17 protein-coding genes are annotated in these 15868 nt (G+C 44.8%); 11 read left to right on the top strand and 6 right to left on the bottom strand.

Annotated features, from left to right (window positions below):
• The first annotated feature begins 103 nt into the window (after positions 1-103).
• Entirely contained in the window at positions 104-3247 is a 3144-nt protein-coding gene (locus tag AWU56_RS11865; protein ID WP_286682654.1) for a DUF3427 domain-containing protein, read from the top strand.
• A 48-nt stretch (positions 3248-3295) separates the two neighbouring features.
• Here AWU56_RS11865 and AWU56_RS11860 read toward each other — a convergent pair whose 3' ends face one another.
• The 4 genes from AWU56_RS11860 to AWU56_RS11845 form a co-directional block, all read right to left on the bottom strand.
• A complete protein-coding gene (locus AWU56_RS11860; protein WP_286682653.1) occupies positions 3296-3982 on the bottom strand; it encodes a hypothetical protein in 687 nt (228 codons plus the stop codon).
• Between the two features lie 88 nt (positions 3983-4070).
• Positions 4071-5156, bottom strand: a complete 1086-nt coding sequence (locus AWU56_RS11855) for a helix-turn-helix domain-containing protein (RefSeq protein ID WP_286682652.1) — start codon at positions 5154-5156, stop codon at positions 4071-4073.
• Positions 5149-5436: a type II toxin-antitoxin system RelE/ParE family toxin gene (locus AWU56_RS11850; protein WP_286682651.1), complete on the bottom strand. Its 288-nt coding sequence runs from the start codon at positions 5434-5436 to the stop codon at positions 5149-5151. Before AWU56_RS11850 ends, AWU56_RS11855 begins: the two co-directional genes overlap by 8 nt.
• Before the next feature lie 554 nt (positions 5437-5990).
• Positions 5991-7004: a hypothetical protein gene (locus AWU56_RS11845; protein ID WP_286682650.1), complete on the bottom strand. Its 1014-nt coding sequence runs from the start codon at positions 7002-7004 to the stop codon at positions 5991-5993.
• A 484-nt stretch (positions 7005-7488) separates the two neighbouring features.
• Between AWU56_RS11845 and AWU56_RS11840 the strand changes: the two genes are divergently transcribed.
• On the top strand, positions 7489-8172 hold the full coding sequence (locus AWU56_RS11840) for a YagK/YfjJ domain-containing protein (RefSeq protein ID WP_286682649.1): 684 nt from the start codon (positions 7489-7491) through the stop codon (positions 8170-8172).
• Between the two features lie 63 nt (positions 8173-8235).
• Here the strand turns inward: AWU56_RS11840 and radC are convergent, their stop codons facing one another.
• A complete protein-coding gene (gene radC, locus AWU56_RS11835) occupies positions 8236-8709 on the bottom strand; it encodes a RadC family protein (protein WP_286682648.1) in 474 nt (157 codons plus the stop codon).
• Between the two features lie 134 nt (positions 8710-8843).
• On the opposite strand from radC, the gene AWU56_RS11830 reads away from it, so the two are divergent.
• The 4 genes from AWU56_RS11830 (at position 8844) to AWU56_RS11815 (ending at position 11207) form a co-directional block, all read left to right on the top strand.
• On the top strand, positions 8844-9050 hold the full coding sequence (locus AWU56_RS11830; RefSeq protein ID WP_286682647.1) for a helix-turn-helix transcriptional regulator: 207 nt from the start codon (positions 8844-8846) through the stop codon (positions 9048-9050).
• Positions 9051-9104: 54 nt separating this feature from the next.
• Positions 9105-9659, top strand: a complete 555-nt coding sequence (locus AWU56_RS11825; RefSeq protein WP_286682646.1) for a hypothetical protein — start codon at positions 9105-9107, stop codon at positions 9657-9659.
• Between the two features lie 114 nt (positions 9660-9773).
• Positions 9774-10475, top strand: coding sequence for a hypothetical protein (locus AWU56_RS11820; protein ID WP_286682645.1), 702 nt, complete (start codon positions 9774-9776; stop codon positions 10473-10475).
• A gap of 102 nt (positions 10476-10577) precedes the next feature.
• Positions 10578-11207, top strand: coding sequence for a hypothetical protein (locus AWU56_RS11815; RefSeq protein WP_286682644.1), 630 nt, complete (start codon positions 10578-10580; stop codon positions 11205-11207).
• On the opposite strand, the gene AWU56_RS11810 is transcribed toward AWU56_RS11815, so the two are convergent.
• Complete coding sequence (locus AWU56_RS11810) at positions 11192-11419, bottom strand: helix-turn-helix domain-containing protein (protein WP_006955914.1); 228 nt, start codon at positions 11417-11419, stop codon at positions 11192-11194. The two genes, AWU56_RS11815 and AWU56_RS11810, sit on opposite strands and share 16 nt — an antisense overlap.
• Positions 11420-11558: 139 nt before the next feature.
• Between AWU56_RS11810 and AWU56_RS11805 the strand changes: the two genes are divergently transcribed.
• The 5 genes from AWU56_RS11805 to AWU56_RS11785 all read left to right on the top strand — a co-directional run bounded on the left by AWU56_RS11805 (position 11559) and on the right by AWU56_RS11785 (position 15784).
• A complete protein-coding gene (locus AWU56_RS11805) occupies positions 11559-11726 on the top strand; it encodes a hypothetical protein (RefSeq protein ID WP_286682643.1) in 168 nt (55 codons plus the stop codon).
• 47 nt (positions 11727-11773) lie between these two features.
• Positions 11774-12007, top strand: a complete 234-nt coding sequence (locus AWU56_RS11800) for a hypothetical protein (RefSeq protein ID WP_126752665.1) — start codon at positions 11774-11776, stop codon at positions 12005-12007.
• A gap of 34 nt (positions 12008-12041) precedes the next feature.
• A complete protein-coding gene (locus AWU56_RS11795; protein ID WP_286682642.1) occupies positions 12042-13550 on the top strand; it encodes a hypothetical protein in 1509 nt (502 codons plus the stop codon).
• A gap of 153 nt (positions 13551-13703) precedes the next feature.
• Positions 13704-14801, top strand: a complete 1098-nt coding sequence (locus AWU56_RS11790) for a nucleoid-associated protein (protein WP_286682641.1) — start codon at positions 13704-13706, stop codon at positions 14799-14801.
• A gap of 2 nt (positions 14802-14803) precedes the next feature.
• A complete protein-coding gene (locus AWU56_RS11785) occupies positions 14804-15784 on the top strand; it encodes a hypothetical protein (protein WP_286682640.1) in 981 nt (326 codons plus the stop codon).
• Positions 15785-15868: the final 84 nt, after the last annotated feature.

Raw genomic sequence — 15868 nt, 5'->3', positions numbered from 1 at the left:
GGTCGCTATGCAAAAATGATGAGTTCATTCTAACCATCTTGCCCAAGCCCGACAAACCTGGCATCTTGAGATGCTTAAGTATTGGGCTCAAAGGACCATGGTAATGAAAAAGGGATTTTACGAGCTACTCAAAAGCGAAGAGCTACAGGAAGCTATTGATCAGTCGGGCTATACAGAGGTAAGCGAGGAGCTTGACCTCACCACCAGCAGTCGCCATTTAGCAGAAGTTCTAACTGAACAAATCGCCCAAGCGCTCTCTGAGCTCACTACCCAAACTCAAGAAAATGAGTCTGCTAACAATGCCAGGTTAAGACGGCAAATCGAAGTTCTTAATGAAGTGTTAGTCACTGCTCGACAGCTCAGCCAAACTGAGACGAACACACCGACTTACTTAAATCCACCTTCAGTCTTGCGTGCTCTACATTCGCCTGACCAACCGTTAAGTTTACCGCAAATAGGTATGTCGCAACCTTGGTTGTTTACATCAGGAAAAGACTCGCCAGGATTACTCAATGAGTTACAAGCGGAGCTTTCGCACTGCAATCACGTTGATATTTTGATGAGTTTTATCACCATGTCAGGTGTACGAAAAATCATTAATATCCTCAAGGAAATTACCGCAGTAGACGCCGAACAACGTTCGCAGACCAGCATAAGAATTATAACCACGACGTACATCGGCGCGACTGAACAGTCCGCAGTCGATATGTTAGCTCAACTACCCAATTGCCAGGTTAAAGTGTCTTTGGATGGACGTCGTACTCGTTTACACGCAAAAGCATGGATATTTGAGCGAGACACAGGGTTTGGTTCCGCTTACGTCGGTAGTGCAAATCTTTCTAAAGCGGCACTGATGGGGGGCTTAGAGTGGACGGTTAAATTCACCGAACAGGGTCAGAAACAGTTATATCAACGCGCCCGTGCGCACTTCGAAACACTTTGGCAGGATGAAGAGTTTCAACTTTACGATCCTAATAATGAAACACACAAAGCTGAACTCAAAAAAGCACTGACGCGCGAGAGCGGCAAGCCAGAATACAATGCCGATATCATTACCACATTCTTTGACATTCGGCCTAAACCGTTCCAACAGATTATCCTCGATCAACTACAAAATGAGCGAGATCACGGACGTTACAAAAACTTGTTGGTCTCAGCGACCGGTACGGGTAAAACCGTTATGGCCGCTTTAGATTATCGGCGGATCTGCTCACAAGAAGGCGGACAGCCTCGATTATTGTTTGTGGCTCATCGAGAACAGATTTTACAGCAGTCTCTACAAGTATTTCGTCACGTTTTACGAGACTCTAATTTTGGTGAGTTACTCTCGGGAAACCACCAACCTGACTCTGACTCGCATCTGTTTGCCACAATACAAACACTGAATTCGCGCGATTACACAACACGACACGATGAAAACTATTGGAATATGGTCATTATCGATGAGTGTCATCATATTGAAGCGGCCTCATTCCAACGCATCACAGAAGCACTAACGCCTAAATACCTACTCGGTTTAACTGCAACGCCAGAGCGTGCGGACGGATTGAATATCATGCGTCATTTCGATCCCCGACCTGATGGTTCACCTGCTGTACAGTTGCGTTTATGGCATGCGCTAGAACAGCAACTGTTAGCGCCATTTGAATATTATGCGTGTGACGACGGAGTTAACTATCGAGGTATAAATTGGCGCTCAGCTAATGAACGCTCACAGCTTGATAACCTATTATCTGAAAGTGATATAAGAGCTCTTGCAGTCCTTCGAGCTTGGCAAGAGCACGTAAACAACATCAGCGAGTGTCGAGCGTTGGCATTCTGTGTTTCAGTGCAGCATGCCCAGTTCATGACTCACTACTTCTGTGACAAGGGCGTTAAAGCCAAGCTACTCACTGGCGACACTCCGCAAAATCAACGCGAACAAATCAAAAGAGAGCTAGAGCAGCGAGACATTAATATCATCGTAACCGTTGACCTCTTTAATGAGGGGGTCGATTTACCCTATGTCGATACGCTCCTTTTACTGCGACCAACACAAAGTGTGTCGCTATTCCAACAGCAAATTGGGCGAGGGTTACGATTATTCGAGGGTAAAGAGAGTTGTCTCATCCTCGACTTTGTAGGTCAATACGATACTCATTTCCGGTTCGATATTTTATACAGTGCGATTACAGGGTTAAGTAAAAAAGAAGTTCTCGACGGTGTGGAAAATGGATTTTCGCGCTTACCGCCCGGTTGTTATTTGCAAATGAATCGGCAAGCGCGTCAGCAAATCCTGACCAATTTACGGCAAACAATCAATCTAAACTGGAATCGCCTAAGGCAAGAACTTGTCCAATATCAACTGCGCCACCCACAAGACGAAATAAAATTAACGGATTTCGTTAATGATCAAGCGATTGAGTTAACTGACATTTACCGTAAAGGTAGCGGGCAAACCGCATCGGGCTGGACACGCCTCAAGCGTGATGCAGAAATTATCTCACCCGCATTTACTGCACAAGAAACATCAATCAATCGACGCTTTAAAGATGTACTGCATCTCGATGACCCTGACTATATTGATGTTATTAGAAAGCTTGGACAACACGTCAGTATTTCACCAACCTCACCCCAATATAAAAGAGCGTTGATGTTTACATATCAGGTAAAAGGCGGTCGCTCTACACAGTCTGTTGCCGAGCTACAAACAGAACTCAATGAATGTCCTGAGCTTGCAAAAGAGCTCATCGAGCTCAGTGATGCCTTGGACGCACGGACTAATCAAAGCTTTTATGAAGTACCGGGCATTAAGTGGACCGGCTTGAAGCTACACAGTAGCTACAAAATTAGAGAGATATTAACCGCATTTGAATACTATACTGAGACCCGCTACAGCCCTTTCCAAGCTGGCGTGTGGCGCGACTTCGAACGGAAAATTGAAGCTTTGTTCGTAACCTTAGATAAATCAAATGCATTGCATGAAGGCGTCGAGTACAACGACTACGCAATAAGCCCCGAGCTATTTCATTGGCAATCTCAAAATACGACAGGCCCATCAACAGCAGCGGGACTCCGCTATATACAAGGAGCTGAAGAAGGCTGGCAGTTTCAACTGTTCGTGCGTTTGAACAAGGACTCCCCTTACAGACCTTGTGGACCTGTAGAATTTGTTAAACATGAAGGCGCCGCCCCAATGAGCATCACATGGCGCCTTGCACACCCTTTACCTGCTCATCTATTTCAGGAATTTTCGGTAGTTAGGTGATGGTGTGGTTGGTGAGGCTGGGCGGAGTCGCGCCAAAGGCGCGACAAATCAAACCAACCGCAAGTCCGGTCCTTGTTTATGCGGGTTGGGAAAGTCACCTTCTTTGGTTCCCGGGATAGGACCGTCGCAGAGTCCTTTCGCATACCGGTACAGGTTGTCGTATAAGAATCGTTCAAGAGGTACAAACTCCGCACTTTTACGCCGTTGTTTGTTCACTCGTTTTGTTTCCTGATTAAGCATTTCACAAAAGTGCCAGGCGTGTTCGCTATCGAATAGGCGTGGTTTAACATCTCGTTTATAGGCTTCTAGCCAAAGCTTTGCGTCGGCTAAATGGCCGTTAATGCTCATATCTAAGTTACGATGGTATTCTGCTACCGGCTTCGTGTTAAATTGCCGCACGACTTCGGCAATTTGTGCATCTGTTCGCACAAAACCCCCCATACGAAACCAAGCCAAAATATGCTCTAACCATAACGCATCAAAATCCCGCGCAATTTCAGTCCAGACCGGTTTTAATACGTAGGGCATGACAATGCTATAGCGGCTATAAGATTCCATCGCAAACACCAACCAACAAAGCTCATCGCGCACGACATGAAATTGCCAGCCACATTGCACGCTGTTTGTTAGCACTGGCTGTACACCAGGGTTTTCTCCGTTCACATCAGTAAGCCGGGGCAAGTCCAGTTTACATAGCTTGGTGAGTTGATTTGAGATACTGAATTTGAGTTTCATGTGTTCGAGAAATTAAAAAATCATATAAGTATTCAGAAACCTTCTGCATTTTTTCTTTTCTACCTGCTGATAGTTCTCTGAAAACATCTTACCCCTCCCACTCATAGCGTTGTTTTAATTCGTTGCAAAAGTTCTGCGGCAAAAACTTTTTATGCTGTAGTTGACCCACTACGATTCCTGGCGCTATACCGATAGCTTCGGCAAACCCGCGTATATCATCGGCATAAAAGTTACGAGCTTTCACAAAGGCGTTGAACTCAGCTCGCGGTATAAGCATTTCTTCGGCAAATTTATCCGCTTCTTCCTCTTTTTTACCATCCAGTCCGTTGGTTCCTTCCAGAAACATTTCCTTTTTACCATGAAGTAAAATGTGACCAGCTTCATGAAAAAACGTGAACCAAAGGTGATCATTTGATTTATACCGTAAGCTCAACTGGATCAGTGCTTTGTCCTTTGTTAGCCAACGTGTCGCACCACTCACGCTCGTTTTCGGTAATGCGGGCACAAAAACTACAGCAACACCAAAATTAGCACATCTTTGTTGTAATTCAGGAACGAAGTTTTTTGGTGTCTTAGTTGTTAACGCCCGAAGGTCGGAAAGTAGTGCCTTAAAACCAGATTTATCAAACTTATTACATTGAATCTTATGGCTTTCTAGCTCGCCTTTCCTCAACCAAGCCGATACGGCTTCAGGAAACACTTCATGCTTTTGATGCTGTCGATATGCAACCGCTAAATTTGGCCAGATATCATCCCATTGAGCCACGCTAGCAATACCGAAGAACTTAAGTACGCGGTCTAGTACCGCCATCTTATCCTTCGGCTTTTCTATCCAACCACGCTTTGCCATTTCATTCACAGGAACACGCTTAAGCCACTCCAAATCGCGTTCTAGCTGTTTTTTCTCAGACTTTCGAGCTAATATTTCTCGATATTGAGATTCTAGATTCAACCAATAATCAACAGGCATACCCAACACTCGCTCAAGCTTAATCGCTGTTTGCGGTGTTATCGCTGAGTCCCCTCTGATAATTGAAATTAAATGCTTAGAGGTAATGCCTGTCCGGTCAGAAAGCTCTTTTTGGCTCATCGCACGAAACTCTAACTCATATTCCAGAATCTCGCCCGGAGGCACCGCATAATCAGGGTGAAACTCATTTTTTACTTTAACCATGAGTATCCTCCACTCCCAGTATTTTAATTGCTGTAACGCCACCCCAATCTAGTCCGCCATCAGGCAAAGTTGGCAGTGGATCGTTGATAGGTTCAAATAACAATCGATATGGACCATCGAGATCTATCGAAATAGTTCCTTTTCTATTGCCAGTTAGCTCATGACATCGATTAGGCGGGCTATATGGCGGAGCAAATATACCTAAGTTAGGCGCAGCCGATAGCGACACCATCACCCGTCGAAGATGTTTGCTCCGATTGCTTCCGTAGGCCTTCTGCATCTCTTTATCTTTGCTGAGCTGCTTCTCGAGTCTTCTCGATTTGAACTGTATATCCATATATTTTTATTAACCTATTAGGTTAACCATTTTATCTTATATTAATTTAAAAGCAAGCTTCCTAATACCTCCTTACATAAGAACAGCGCAACTGAATCCAAGCACCGATACTTACCGGTGAAACGTACAGCGTAAATTATGTGCGCTTAAGTGCTCTATCTTCCATCAAGTTAGGATCGGGGGGTGTTCGTTGCCAAACATTTTGTTGATTGCACGATTAATGCCGTCGTCGTGGACGAATCATTAAATCGCTAGGAGATGGTTGGGTTGGGCTGGGTCGCGCCAAAGGCGCGACTTACTCGATGTTCTGGATCTGAATATTGTTTGTTTTTAAAATGCTCTTATAAAACATAACTATAAAAGGAATTACCTCTTAAAAATTGCATTTCACCCACCTTTTAACCCACCAACACAACGTACTTTGATAGGTTTCATTTGGGATTGGGTTTGCTAGCTGTATCTGCCTAGTATCATCACTGCTTGTCTTTATTAGCAGTTCAAAGCTCACGATATTTCTCTCTTATCAATCGGTCTAGAAAATCAGATTGCGACTTTTCGCCCTTGCATAGCTCATCAAGCATATCTGCTGTATCGTGTGATAATGTAAAGTTTTTGCGGATCTTCGTCGACGCGTTCTCAACCTGACGAGTCTTTCTTTGAAAGGCTGACCTAACTTTCTCATGGATAACTCGTTTTTCCGCGACGCCCCGACCCCAAAGCGAGAATTCTGCAATTAATCTTTCAACACGAAACGTATCCAAGTGATCGCTCACCTTTCCAGGCATCCGATATCGAGAGTTAACTTTGCTATCTGTTCCCCTAAGGTATACCCAGAGCCAATCAAGCAACTTCGGTTGTGCTTCTTTGATAAAGGGCAGCCAATTCTCTTGCTTAGCAGCATCGACTATTCTCTTAATGTGTGCAATGTAGTGCCTTTTCTGATCGATTTCAGCGTGACAAAGGTTTAAGAAGTCGATAACCAATAAGGTTAGTTGCTCTCGGTTATATGGCTGCAACTCAAGGCCCATGTCTTTGTAATCAGGGTTCACCCACACATCTCCGCCAGCTTGCAGCTGAAACCCTAAACCACCTGATAACTCAACTTCAGCATCAAGGTAGCTAGCAACTTCGTATATAGACTGATTTTGATCGGCTTGTACTTGTCGAGGTTTAGATTTGATTACACTTAACCACACCAAATAGAGCCACTCAGTCCCAACAGATTTATTTGAAAACCAATCTAAATCACTTTGTTTAAGACCGTACAAGTCATATTGCTCGTTATAATGACGGGCAATCTGTGGACCACTGGGCGATCCTGGTTTAGATTCCTTAGGCAGAGTTCGGTAATAACTATCAATCTCTCGCACTCTTTCTTTAAGTGTCGTCGTACCCACAGTCGGTTTTATATTTCCCTCCATAACTAACTGTTTATACAACCAGCACCAATGGGCTTCATCTTTCGGAAGCAACGATTTTGGTACTACCTCACCCTTATCATGAACTGCCAAAATAGACCCCACTCTGAAAAATTTACCTGCCGGTCACGCACCAATCGCACATAAAAAACACACCCTTCGCGCATACGCAACTCATTTATAACGCATTCTAAACACATTCAAAACGCATTCTCCATCTTTATTATAGATAGCGAAGTAAAGCGCCTTTGGTGTCATAAATTTTAGGGAAGCATAGGTAAACCCAGTAGCGTAGGGCAACCATTCGCTTTCTATACTATCAAAATAATGGCGAACTGAGTACGCTGGCCAGTGCTTGTGTTTTTATCAAAAGCATAAGCTATCACGCAAGTAGCAACTGTTGGTAATAGTAATATATACAACCTTCACTACTATCAATCAGTGCATCATTCATTGGTACGTTTAGTAACTAATGCTTAGCCAGTGACAGGTAAGCCGCTAAGCTTAACGCCTGACTCATGGTTAAAGATTACAGGATCAGATCTCTTATGAATCAATAACGGTCACGAGGTCTGAAATGAGAAAACGTAACGCTAACAACCATAACCACACGCTACATTATGATGCTGAATATGAGGGCTTTGCTTTACATACAGCAAATGCACCATACATTCTGCCATACGTAGACCGCCTACATACGGTCATGGAGAGAGTGCTACAGAACCATAAGCGAGTATTAGCAGTGAAGTTTGACTTGCATCTACCTGCTCATACGAATCCGTACCTTCAACGTAATCCGATAACGGAGTTTATAGAGAGAGTTAAGGCAGGCATTGCAAGCTATCAAAAGTCCCTAAACCGCCGTAGCAAACGTGTTTATCCAACGGACGTCGAATACGTTGCTAAGGTTGAACAGACTGAGGCGTGCGAATTAGAGCACTATCACGTCGTACTATTCACCAATAAAGACACGTTGTATCCGGTCGGTAACTTAAGCCATGAGGACCCTACTAAGCTGGGTCAGATTATCCGACGAGCATGGCTCAAGACGCATGGGTTATCAGCTGATTCGCCCGTAGCGCTGCTTCACACATCGAAACCCGTGTTTAGGGTACTGCAAGGGCCACTCAGTACTGACGACCCAGTACACAGAGACGCATTCCTGCACTTCAGCTACCTATGCAAAGAAGGCACGACCAAGTACCAGGGTAAGCGTCAGTCGTTTTACAGCAGCAATGCAAAAAATAAAGCGCCAGCATAAGGCACCAAGCAACGTAGAAAAGGCCCAGGGATAACCTCTTCTACGCGCTTAGCGACAGTGCAACTACAACAATCCCCTTTCAGCAAACGAAACCGTGTCTTGGCCTACTACGATGTGGTCAAGCACGGGGACGTCTATGTGATTGAGCGCGTCCTTAATACGCGTTGTCACACGCTTGTCAGCCTCCGATGGCTCTGTCACACCTGATGGATGGTTGTGCGCCAGGATGATGGCGGCAGCGTTTTGCTGAAGCACTTCCTTCATCACCTCACGGGGATATACCGGGGCGGCGTTAATGGTCCCAAAGAACAACTCCTTATACTCAATCAGGCGATGCTGTGAGTCCATCAGCATGACAGCAAACACTTCACGCTTTTGATGCGCCAGCTTATATCTCAGGAAGTCTTTTGCAGCAGACGGACTGGTGAAGCCCTCCCCCTTCAAAAACTTCGTCTCGAGGATCTCAGACGCTTTATTCAGCACATCAACCTCAGTCATCGGCCCATTCGTTACATACTCAGCATTTTGCTCGTGCATTTTGTGTCTCCATGTTTTCGATTCTTGAATGCACGTGCGTGATATAGGCCTGAAATCCAGTGGTTTCGTTTTTCATGGTTATTCGTTACAGCCCCTGTGAATCCTCTGAGATAAACCAATCAGAGGAAATAACAATGAGATTCTTACGCTTAAAAGAAGTTAAAGAGCGCATAGGCTTGGGCACCACATCAATCTACAAAATGATTAACGAAGGCACATTTCCAAAGCCGGTCAAAATTCTTGGCAAAAATGTCGCCTGGATAGACTCAGAAGTCGACGAGTGGATTATGAAACGCATTGCAGACCAGCGCGGCGACGCCATTCCAGACATGAACTGCTAACCCCAAATTCCTCAATGGCGGCAGCTCGCCGCCACTTATCAATTGGAGACCATTATGATTTTACGCCTAGTCAAACCCATGGACATCGTCAAAATACACAAGGGGATGCATCGCGAAGCGACACACCAGCCCAACTTTGCTCAGCTTGTCGATATTTGCAGCACTGTTGACCGTGAGTATTTTGATTACACCGTTAACTTAGACTCGATATTCTCAATTGCCGCTGAGTACGCTATTCGCTTAGCACACACCGAGTGGACAGAGGATACCAACCGTGCCGCAGAAACTGCATTTGCTGTGTGCCTGCTATTTTTGAATCAGTATGGCATCCCCATGAAAGGCAATGACCAAATATTGTTCAACGTCATGCGGGACGAATGGACAACGGTTGATAAGTTTGCACCGCGACTCATGTTAGAGCACGCCAAGACCATCATAAGCAATTCGAGCGAGTCCTTAACAGCAGGTGATGCCCTTGAAATGACAAAGCGGAGGATTCACTCACCGATTCGTTTTGGACCACTTATAACGGGTTTAAGGAGCTTAAGAGAAAGTTTCACTGTGTCAGGATGCAAAGGCGTTCAGTGGGACAACTACGTTAACGACTAACCCGTTGAATCTAATAAAGTAAACAAGTAATGTCACCCTTTCATGCTGGGGTAATTAACCACCACTAATTATCAATTCGATTACTCCAGTCTACCCAAAACAAGGAGTAACGTTTTGATATTCGATCCTCAAGAAGGCTATGTAGATACAGGATTTCGCCGCACATACATGCCTTGCGTTTCAGTCTATGACCACGCCTCAAAAAAAATGATTGAACTTCGATTAAATGAAGCGTATCAAGCCGGAGTCGCGATAGCAGAGCTCAATGTGACGCCTATCACGAAAGAACTTCTGGATGCTGTAAAAAGCTCATTGAACGCGTCGGACTGGGATAGTGATTGTGACCTCACCGTGACTCACCGATTGAGACATGTGACATTGCAGCACTTAATCGCCGCTATGGATGCGCCAGACCCGTTTGTTTACATTGCGTCGTTTACCTATCAAGCGGCCCAACTGGCGCCCAAAGAGCCAGAGTCAGCTGAGCGCTTTTATCAATACCTGGCTCGCGTAGTAACCGTATATCTGAAGTCCCACGGATATTACATGCCAGACACTATTTATCCATTGTTCATCGAAGCGATAGCAAACACCTCAGCCACGCGAATAGATAAGATAATCAAAGGATTGCATACCCAAATTGGCATTCGCTCGCTGAAGAAATATCTCAACAGCTATGTCCAACTGAACGAGGGGCAACTAAATATTACGTCTAATAAACGCATTGCAGCGAACGATGCTTCCACCATTGCGGAACAACTTAACGTCACTGACGTAGACAAAGCACCGAAGAATAATGAAAACGAGGACGACTAAAGAACACGATAACTAACACTCCGAAGCTGATTCCATATTAGAGTCAGCTTACCCCCCTGCCTAACACCTTAAAATTCAAACACAAACCATCTGGAGACAATTATGTGGATCCATACGTTCACCCCTGCTCAATTGCAGGAAGTTCACCACCGGCTGCACAGACACCACGCATTGCCGGTAGATATGGATAAGCTTTCAGCAGTATGCGAAGAGGTAAACCAAAGAAGTCGGTGCATTAGCCACGGACTATTCGAAGCGGATGCCATTCAGGTGGCGGTCGATTATGCCATCACCCTACGAAAATGTCGCTGGGTAGAGAACTACGAACAGTTAGTCGATACCGCTTTCGTAACGGCATTGACTTACCTTCGTTTAAGCAAGTATCCCATTGACTCGGATGACCCAGCACTATGGAGCCACTTTAAAGATACCTATAATAACGAGAGGCTTGAGTACGTGTTTTTTCTAGCCTTCACTCGGCAAAAAATCCTTTTGAACGCATTTTCTTGTAAGCGCTCTCTTCACGAGAGGCTGCCGAGAACGGAGCTAGGGTTAGACAATCACCGATGGATGGCAATATTAAGGGGCGCTGTTGACGAGAGCTACGAGCGCTGTTGCCTTACTGCCCCTGGCTACGTTTGGGATGACTATGAGCGTGAGTTGCAAAAGCAGCGTGAACTTGATTATCAAAAACTAGTTGCGTTAAATCCGATACATTATTTTGATAGGTAGCCCTCAGCTTTTAGCCACAGATCTGAAGGCAACACCCCCAAGGTATCAGCAATTTTCTTTACAGAAGTCACAGAGGGATTTGCATCGCCTCGCTCGACTTTAGAGATAAACGAGCGCGCCATCCCAGCGCTATTTGCCATATCTTCCTGTGACAGATCTATCTCTACTCTTCTCAACTTCACCGCTTTTCCAAATGCAGCCTTGATGTCCATTGACGTTCACACCGTTTGGGATTTCGTTAATCTTGACACCAAGACGAAGAACTAATAACGCTCTATAAGCTACCTATTGACTCATATAGTAAACATTGAGATGCTTTTTAGGCTCACTAATCTAAAAAGGAGAAATAAAGTGTCACAAGTTAACTGTCCCGAATGTCGAGGTCGCGGTGAGATTCCTTGTCCATTGGATTACGGCGGCGGTCCACATCCAGAAAGCTGTCCCACCTGTGGAGGCGACTCAAGTGTACGGATTGAATGCCCTTACTGTGATGGTGATGGCAAGGTTGATGATGAGTAAATAACACAGCGGAGCACTCACTCCGCTTTTTTATTAGGAATACGGTCATGGGATTTTGGGACGCAATATTTGATTTAGGCAAGAAGGCGCTGTCCGAAGGCACAAAGCAGACGAAGGACGTCAGCAATCGCTTAAGTAAACTAAAGCGAAAAAGCGACTCGGAGCTTCTCAAAATGGTGAAAGACAGCTCTTGGGCCTCAACGGTTGACTCAAAAGACAAAGCCGTCGCTCGCCAAATCCTTAAGTCTCGCGGTTATACCGACGAGCAACTTCGAAAATAGCGAAAGCGAATGGAATAAACGTGAAGGATACATTATGAAGTTAACACAATTAGCACTCGCACTAACGACAGTGCTTGCATTAACCGCTTGCGGCGGTGGAAGTGATTCACCGGATACGACGACACCACCTGATACTGGCAGTGGTGGCGGTGATAATGGCGGTGGTGACAATACGGCCAGCGGCCCTACTATCAGTGGTAAGGTGATTGATGGCTACGTTAAGGGAGCCACAGTATTCGTTGATATTAATGGCAACGGCCAACTCGATGACGGCGAGCCTAATGGCGAATCTAGTGATGCCGGAGACTACAAACTGGAGCTCACCGACATTGATGAAAGTGTCGAGGAATGCATTACCTATGCGCCTATCGTCGTTGACGTGCCCGTTGGAGCCATTGATGAGGACTTAGGTGAAGTCGAAGAGGCATACACCATGACGCTTCCACCGATTAACGAAGATGCGTTCGACAGTGCCAATATCACGCCTTTGACGTCAGTTCTGTGGGAAACCTTTCAGAATGACTTTGCGTTAGAAGACGGTAATGCTGACCCCGTGCTAGCGTGTGAACAGCTACTCAATAACAACGAGCTGATTTCACAGTTCAAGGACCGCATGGACCAGACACTGGCTAAAATTGTTGAAGACTACAACATCTCGCAAGAGACCATTTATAGTGACTTCGTCGATTCCGGTGATACGGATGCCTATAACCTAGCTCAGAAAATCGTGAAAGGCCTCAAGATGTCTCTGGCAGAGACAAAAGCCATTACCGATGAAAGCCCCAACGCAGTGCCGCTGATTAGCTACTTGAAAGAGGGTGAGGACTGGGCTCGTGAGGAATACATCTTTACCCCGGCATCCGATACGGTTGACGGTGAATGGTCGGACAATGCCCGTGTCAGCGCTAAGACACAAATTGTAAGCGATGACTTTGAACAACGCTTTGACGTCATTTATACGTACAATCGACGTTCATCATTCAAAACCATCGGTGACGCATCCGTTGAAGTCGCGTACTTCAATGAAACCTGCAACACCGCCGATATCTTTGAATACATCGCCAATGCCGATGCGACTGAAACCGAAAAGGTGGAAATCACTAACAACGACGACAGCTGCATCGATATTCGCTCAAAGCGTATCACTGTTAGTCATATTACGAACCAGGACCAAAACCTGGGCGAGAGCTATACATACTCGTTACCGTATGACAACGATGCTGGCGCGTTTACGCAGTTTGACTATATGAAGGACTTCCAAGATCGCAAAACTGAGTTGAATATTGACTCAATTCTGGCTGACGCAACCTCATATGAATTCAGCATGTCAGAAGACTATGATGCCGCCACGCTTCTGGAAACGTTCGCGTCCGTTGAAACACGCACTCGCGTGATGGATGGTGAGAACCTAGTCGATACTCAACGAGTCTACACATCACCAGAAGGGCCAACCTGGCGACGTAAGACGACATTCCCTGATGGGACATCTGAGGTCGAGTGTAAGGAGATTGGTGAGACTGAATGGTCGGAGTGTAACCAATAAAAGATATTTGGGCGGCCACGTAGTCGCCCAAACCCACTGTAGATAAACCCCAGCGATAGTCGTTAATATCAAAATAAGTATTTGATTTGCACCATTAATAACCCTAGTCTGGTTAAAAATAATCATTCCGTTATCTGATTTTTAGGGACAAATATGGCTATCGAATATGAACACGCAGTAATTCATCACCTTCGGAAGGAATCTAAAAAACCCATCGAAAAGCCTATTTTGAGGGATGCAACTCTCAATTGCGAATCAAAAGCAGTGCGGAAGCTGATTGACGGCGTAATTAACTTATATGGAACCAAAGATAACAACGCTATTTTCGGAACCTTCGCAGAATCGCCGGAAGAAAAGGGGTTTTTCCCAGCCTCATTTGAAAAGTTTAGAAGCAGTAACCAAAGTGAACAACAATTTATCGATATGACAGTTACGGCTATGCGATCTCTTCAAAGTAAAGCGCGAGACGTTAACTTCGCCTCCGGCGGATACATCCTTTTCGCATCTTATACCAGCGATAACAAACCATTTTTACTAATAGCCATGATCAAGCAAAGAGACGGGATTCAGCTTAATGACAACCTTGAGCCTATTGGTATTCAAGAGCTAGATTTAAATAAGCTGCACCAAGCAGCAAGAATAAATATCGAGCGCTACCTTCTTCATGGGGAAACTCAAGACATTGATGAAAAGGAACAGTTGAGTTATTTGAGCTTTGTTAGTCCCAAGACAAATCAAAGTGCTTCCGGTTATTTTATCAAGGCCCTAGGTTGCAGCGGTGGTGTTGCTGCAAGCCGAGCTACGGACACGGCATGTCGGGAAATGGCAAATTTTTTCCAGTCCAATAGTGCACTAACGCCAAAAAAACGAGAGCTGAAATCGGCAGTCTTTGATTATTTGCGAGAGTGCGCTGAAGAAAAGCAAAACGCGACAATTGGAGACTTAGCAGCCCTAGCGAGAAGGTATTTTCCGGCAACCTACAGCGATGACGAAAAAAATGAACTTGAGAGCGCACTCATTAGTGAGTTAAATAGTGAAGACACCCAATTACCTGGCGAATTTCGAGTGCATTTGGCTACTGTAAACAAACATGCGAAGACGAAGTTAAAGTCATCAAACTGGCAGCTATCTTTCGAGAAGCACTCGTTGGGAGACGATGAGAATGCAGAGATTTGGTTCGACAAAAAAAACAATAGAATCGTGATTAATGAATTGTCTGATGAAATCCGTCGAACTCTATTAGAACAATAAAAATGCCAATCAAGTCACAAAAGACTCAGCTACAAACCATAGTCACGCTATACAGAGCATTTGGTAAGCCAAGCTTAATTGAGAAGAACAGCTTCTCAGCAACGGCTATTGCTAGTACCGAGATAATCGATGCAATAAAAGACTGTCAAGCGCTGAGTCCATCATGTGGTAGGTTTGATGAAGTACTAGTAAACGGTAAAGAACAACGTGCGGATCAAGCTCTTAAGGTAGGAGACGAAATCAGCATACGCTGGCTTTTATCTACAAACGGTCAAATACCGTTTTATCGAGACTATTGCCATTTGTTGGAGTCAAGAACTAGTATATACAAAGGCTCGGCACCCGATTTCTATTACGTGTCGGACGAAGATTTCATTAACGACGAGGTCTCATGCTCACAAACGTCGCAACGGCTACAAAAGCTGTGTCAGGTAATTGAATGCCTATCGGTAATAGCACAATACCACGACGAAAAAAGTACCTCTGATACGTTTCGCTTAGTCTTTATAGTCCCAGAGAGCGAGACTAAACCTCATCAACCAATAGTCTTAGATACTAAATTTCGGATGAGCGATCTTGCGGGTCCTGAGATAGATATATCGACGATACAGGAAATAGCTACGGCAATTAGTAGCGAAGAGACTCACGCACAAGAGAAAGCAGGCCTTTTTCGTTTATGCCTGGCCGATATAATTGAGTCCACGCCAGAAGCCTGTTCCTCTTTTTCCTATCTGATACAAGAATGGCCGACCCTACTACAAAAATACAAACAAAGTTACGAGACTTATATAAGTGGGTTTGCATTCAACCGTGTCAGAAGCGAATTAGCCAAAGTGGAGGTCGAAATCGCTTCATCCTTATCAAAAGCATTGAATGACATAACAACGAAGCTCCTAAGTATACCTATATCTTTCGCTGCATTATTAACAATGTCTAAACTTGAATCAATTGAGGAAAATGTAATATTTCCTGAATTCAGATAATAACCGCAACACTCATGTAATGGGATAGGTCGGAAGGAGGTCAGCTACCAACATGTGGTAGTCTTACTTTTCGACCAAAAAAAG

Origin of the sequence: Idiomarina sp. T82-3, from assembly GCF_001577655.1 — a bacterium.
Taxonomy (GTDB): Bacteria; Pseudomonadota; Gammaproteobacteria; order Enterobacterales; family Alteromonadaceae; genus Idiomarina; species Idiomarina baltica.
The sequence above is the reverse complement of the archived record's forward strand: the minus strand, read 5'-3'. Positions and strand labels throughout refer to the sequence as shown.

Excerpts from the sequence above, each read along its gene's own strand:
- AWU56_RS11865 (WP_286682654.1), top strand. The coding sequence starts at position 104 with ATGAAAAAGGGATTTTACGAGCTACTCAAAAGCGAAGAGCTACAGGAA.
- AWU56_RS11860 (WP_286682653.1), bottom strand. The coding sequence starts at position 3,982 with ATGAAACTCAAATTCAGTATCTCAAATCAACTCACCAAGCTATGTAAA.
- AWU56_RS11855 (WP_286682652.1), bottom strand. The coding sequence starts at position 5,156 with ATGGTTAAAGTAAAAAATGAGTTTCACCCTGATTATGCGGTGCCTCCG.
- AWU56_RS11850 (WP_286682651.1), bottom strand. The coding sequence starts at position 5,436 with ATGCAGAAGGCCTACGGAAGCAATCGGAGCAAACATCTTCGACGGGTG.
- AWU56_RS11840 (WP_286682649.1), top strand. The coding sequence starts at position 7,489 with ATGAGAAAACGTAACGCTAACAACCATAACCACACGCTACATTATGAT.
- radC (WP_286682648.1), bottom strand. The coding sequence starts at position 8,709 with ATGCACGAGCAAAATGCTGAGTATGTAACGAATGGGCCGATGACTGAG.
- AWU56_RS11830 (WP_286682647.1), top strand. The coding sequence starts at position 8,844 with ATGAGATTCTTACGCTTAAAAGAAGTTAAAGAGCGCATAGGCTTGGGC.
- AWU56_RS11825 (WP_286682646.1), top strand. The coding sequence starts at position 9,105 with ATGATTTTACGCCTAGTCAAACCCATGGACATCGTCAAAATACACAAG.
- AWU56_RS11815 (WP_286682644.1), top strand. The coding sequence starts at position 10,578 with ATGTGGATCCATACGTTCACCCCTGCTCAATTGCAGGAAGTTCACCAC.
- AWU56_RS11810 (WP_006955914.1), bottom strand. The coding sequence starts at position 11,419 with ATGGACATCAAGGCTGCATTTGGAAAAGCGGTGAAGTTGAGAAGAGTA.
- AWU56_RS11800 (WP_126752665.1), top strand. The coding sequence starts at position 11,774 with ATGGGATTTTGGGACGCAATATTTGATTTAGGCAAGAAGGCGCTGTCC.
- AWU56_RS11795 (WP_286682642.1), top strand. The coding sequence starts at position 12,042 with ATGAAGTTAACACAATTAGCACTCGCACTAACGACAGTGCTTGCATTA.
- AWU56_RS11790 (WP_286682641.1), top strand. The coding sequence starts at position 13,704 with ATGGCTATCGAATATGAACACGCAGTAATTCATCACCTTCGGAAGGAA.
- AWU56_RS11785 (WP_286682640.1), top strand. The coding sequence starts at position 14,804 with ATGCCAATCAAGTCACAAAAGACTCAGCTACAAACCATAGTCACGCTA.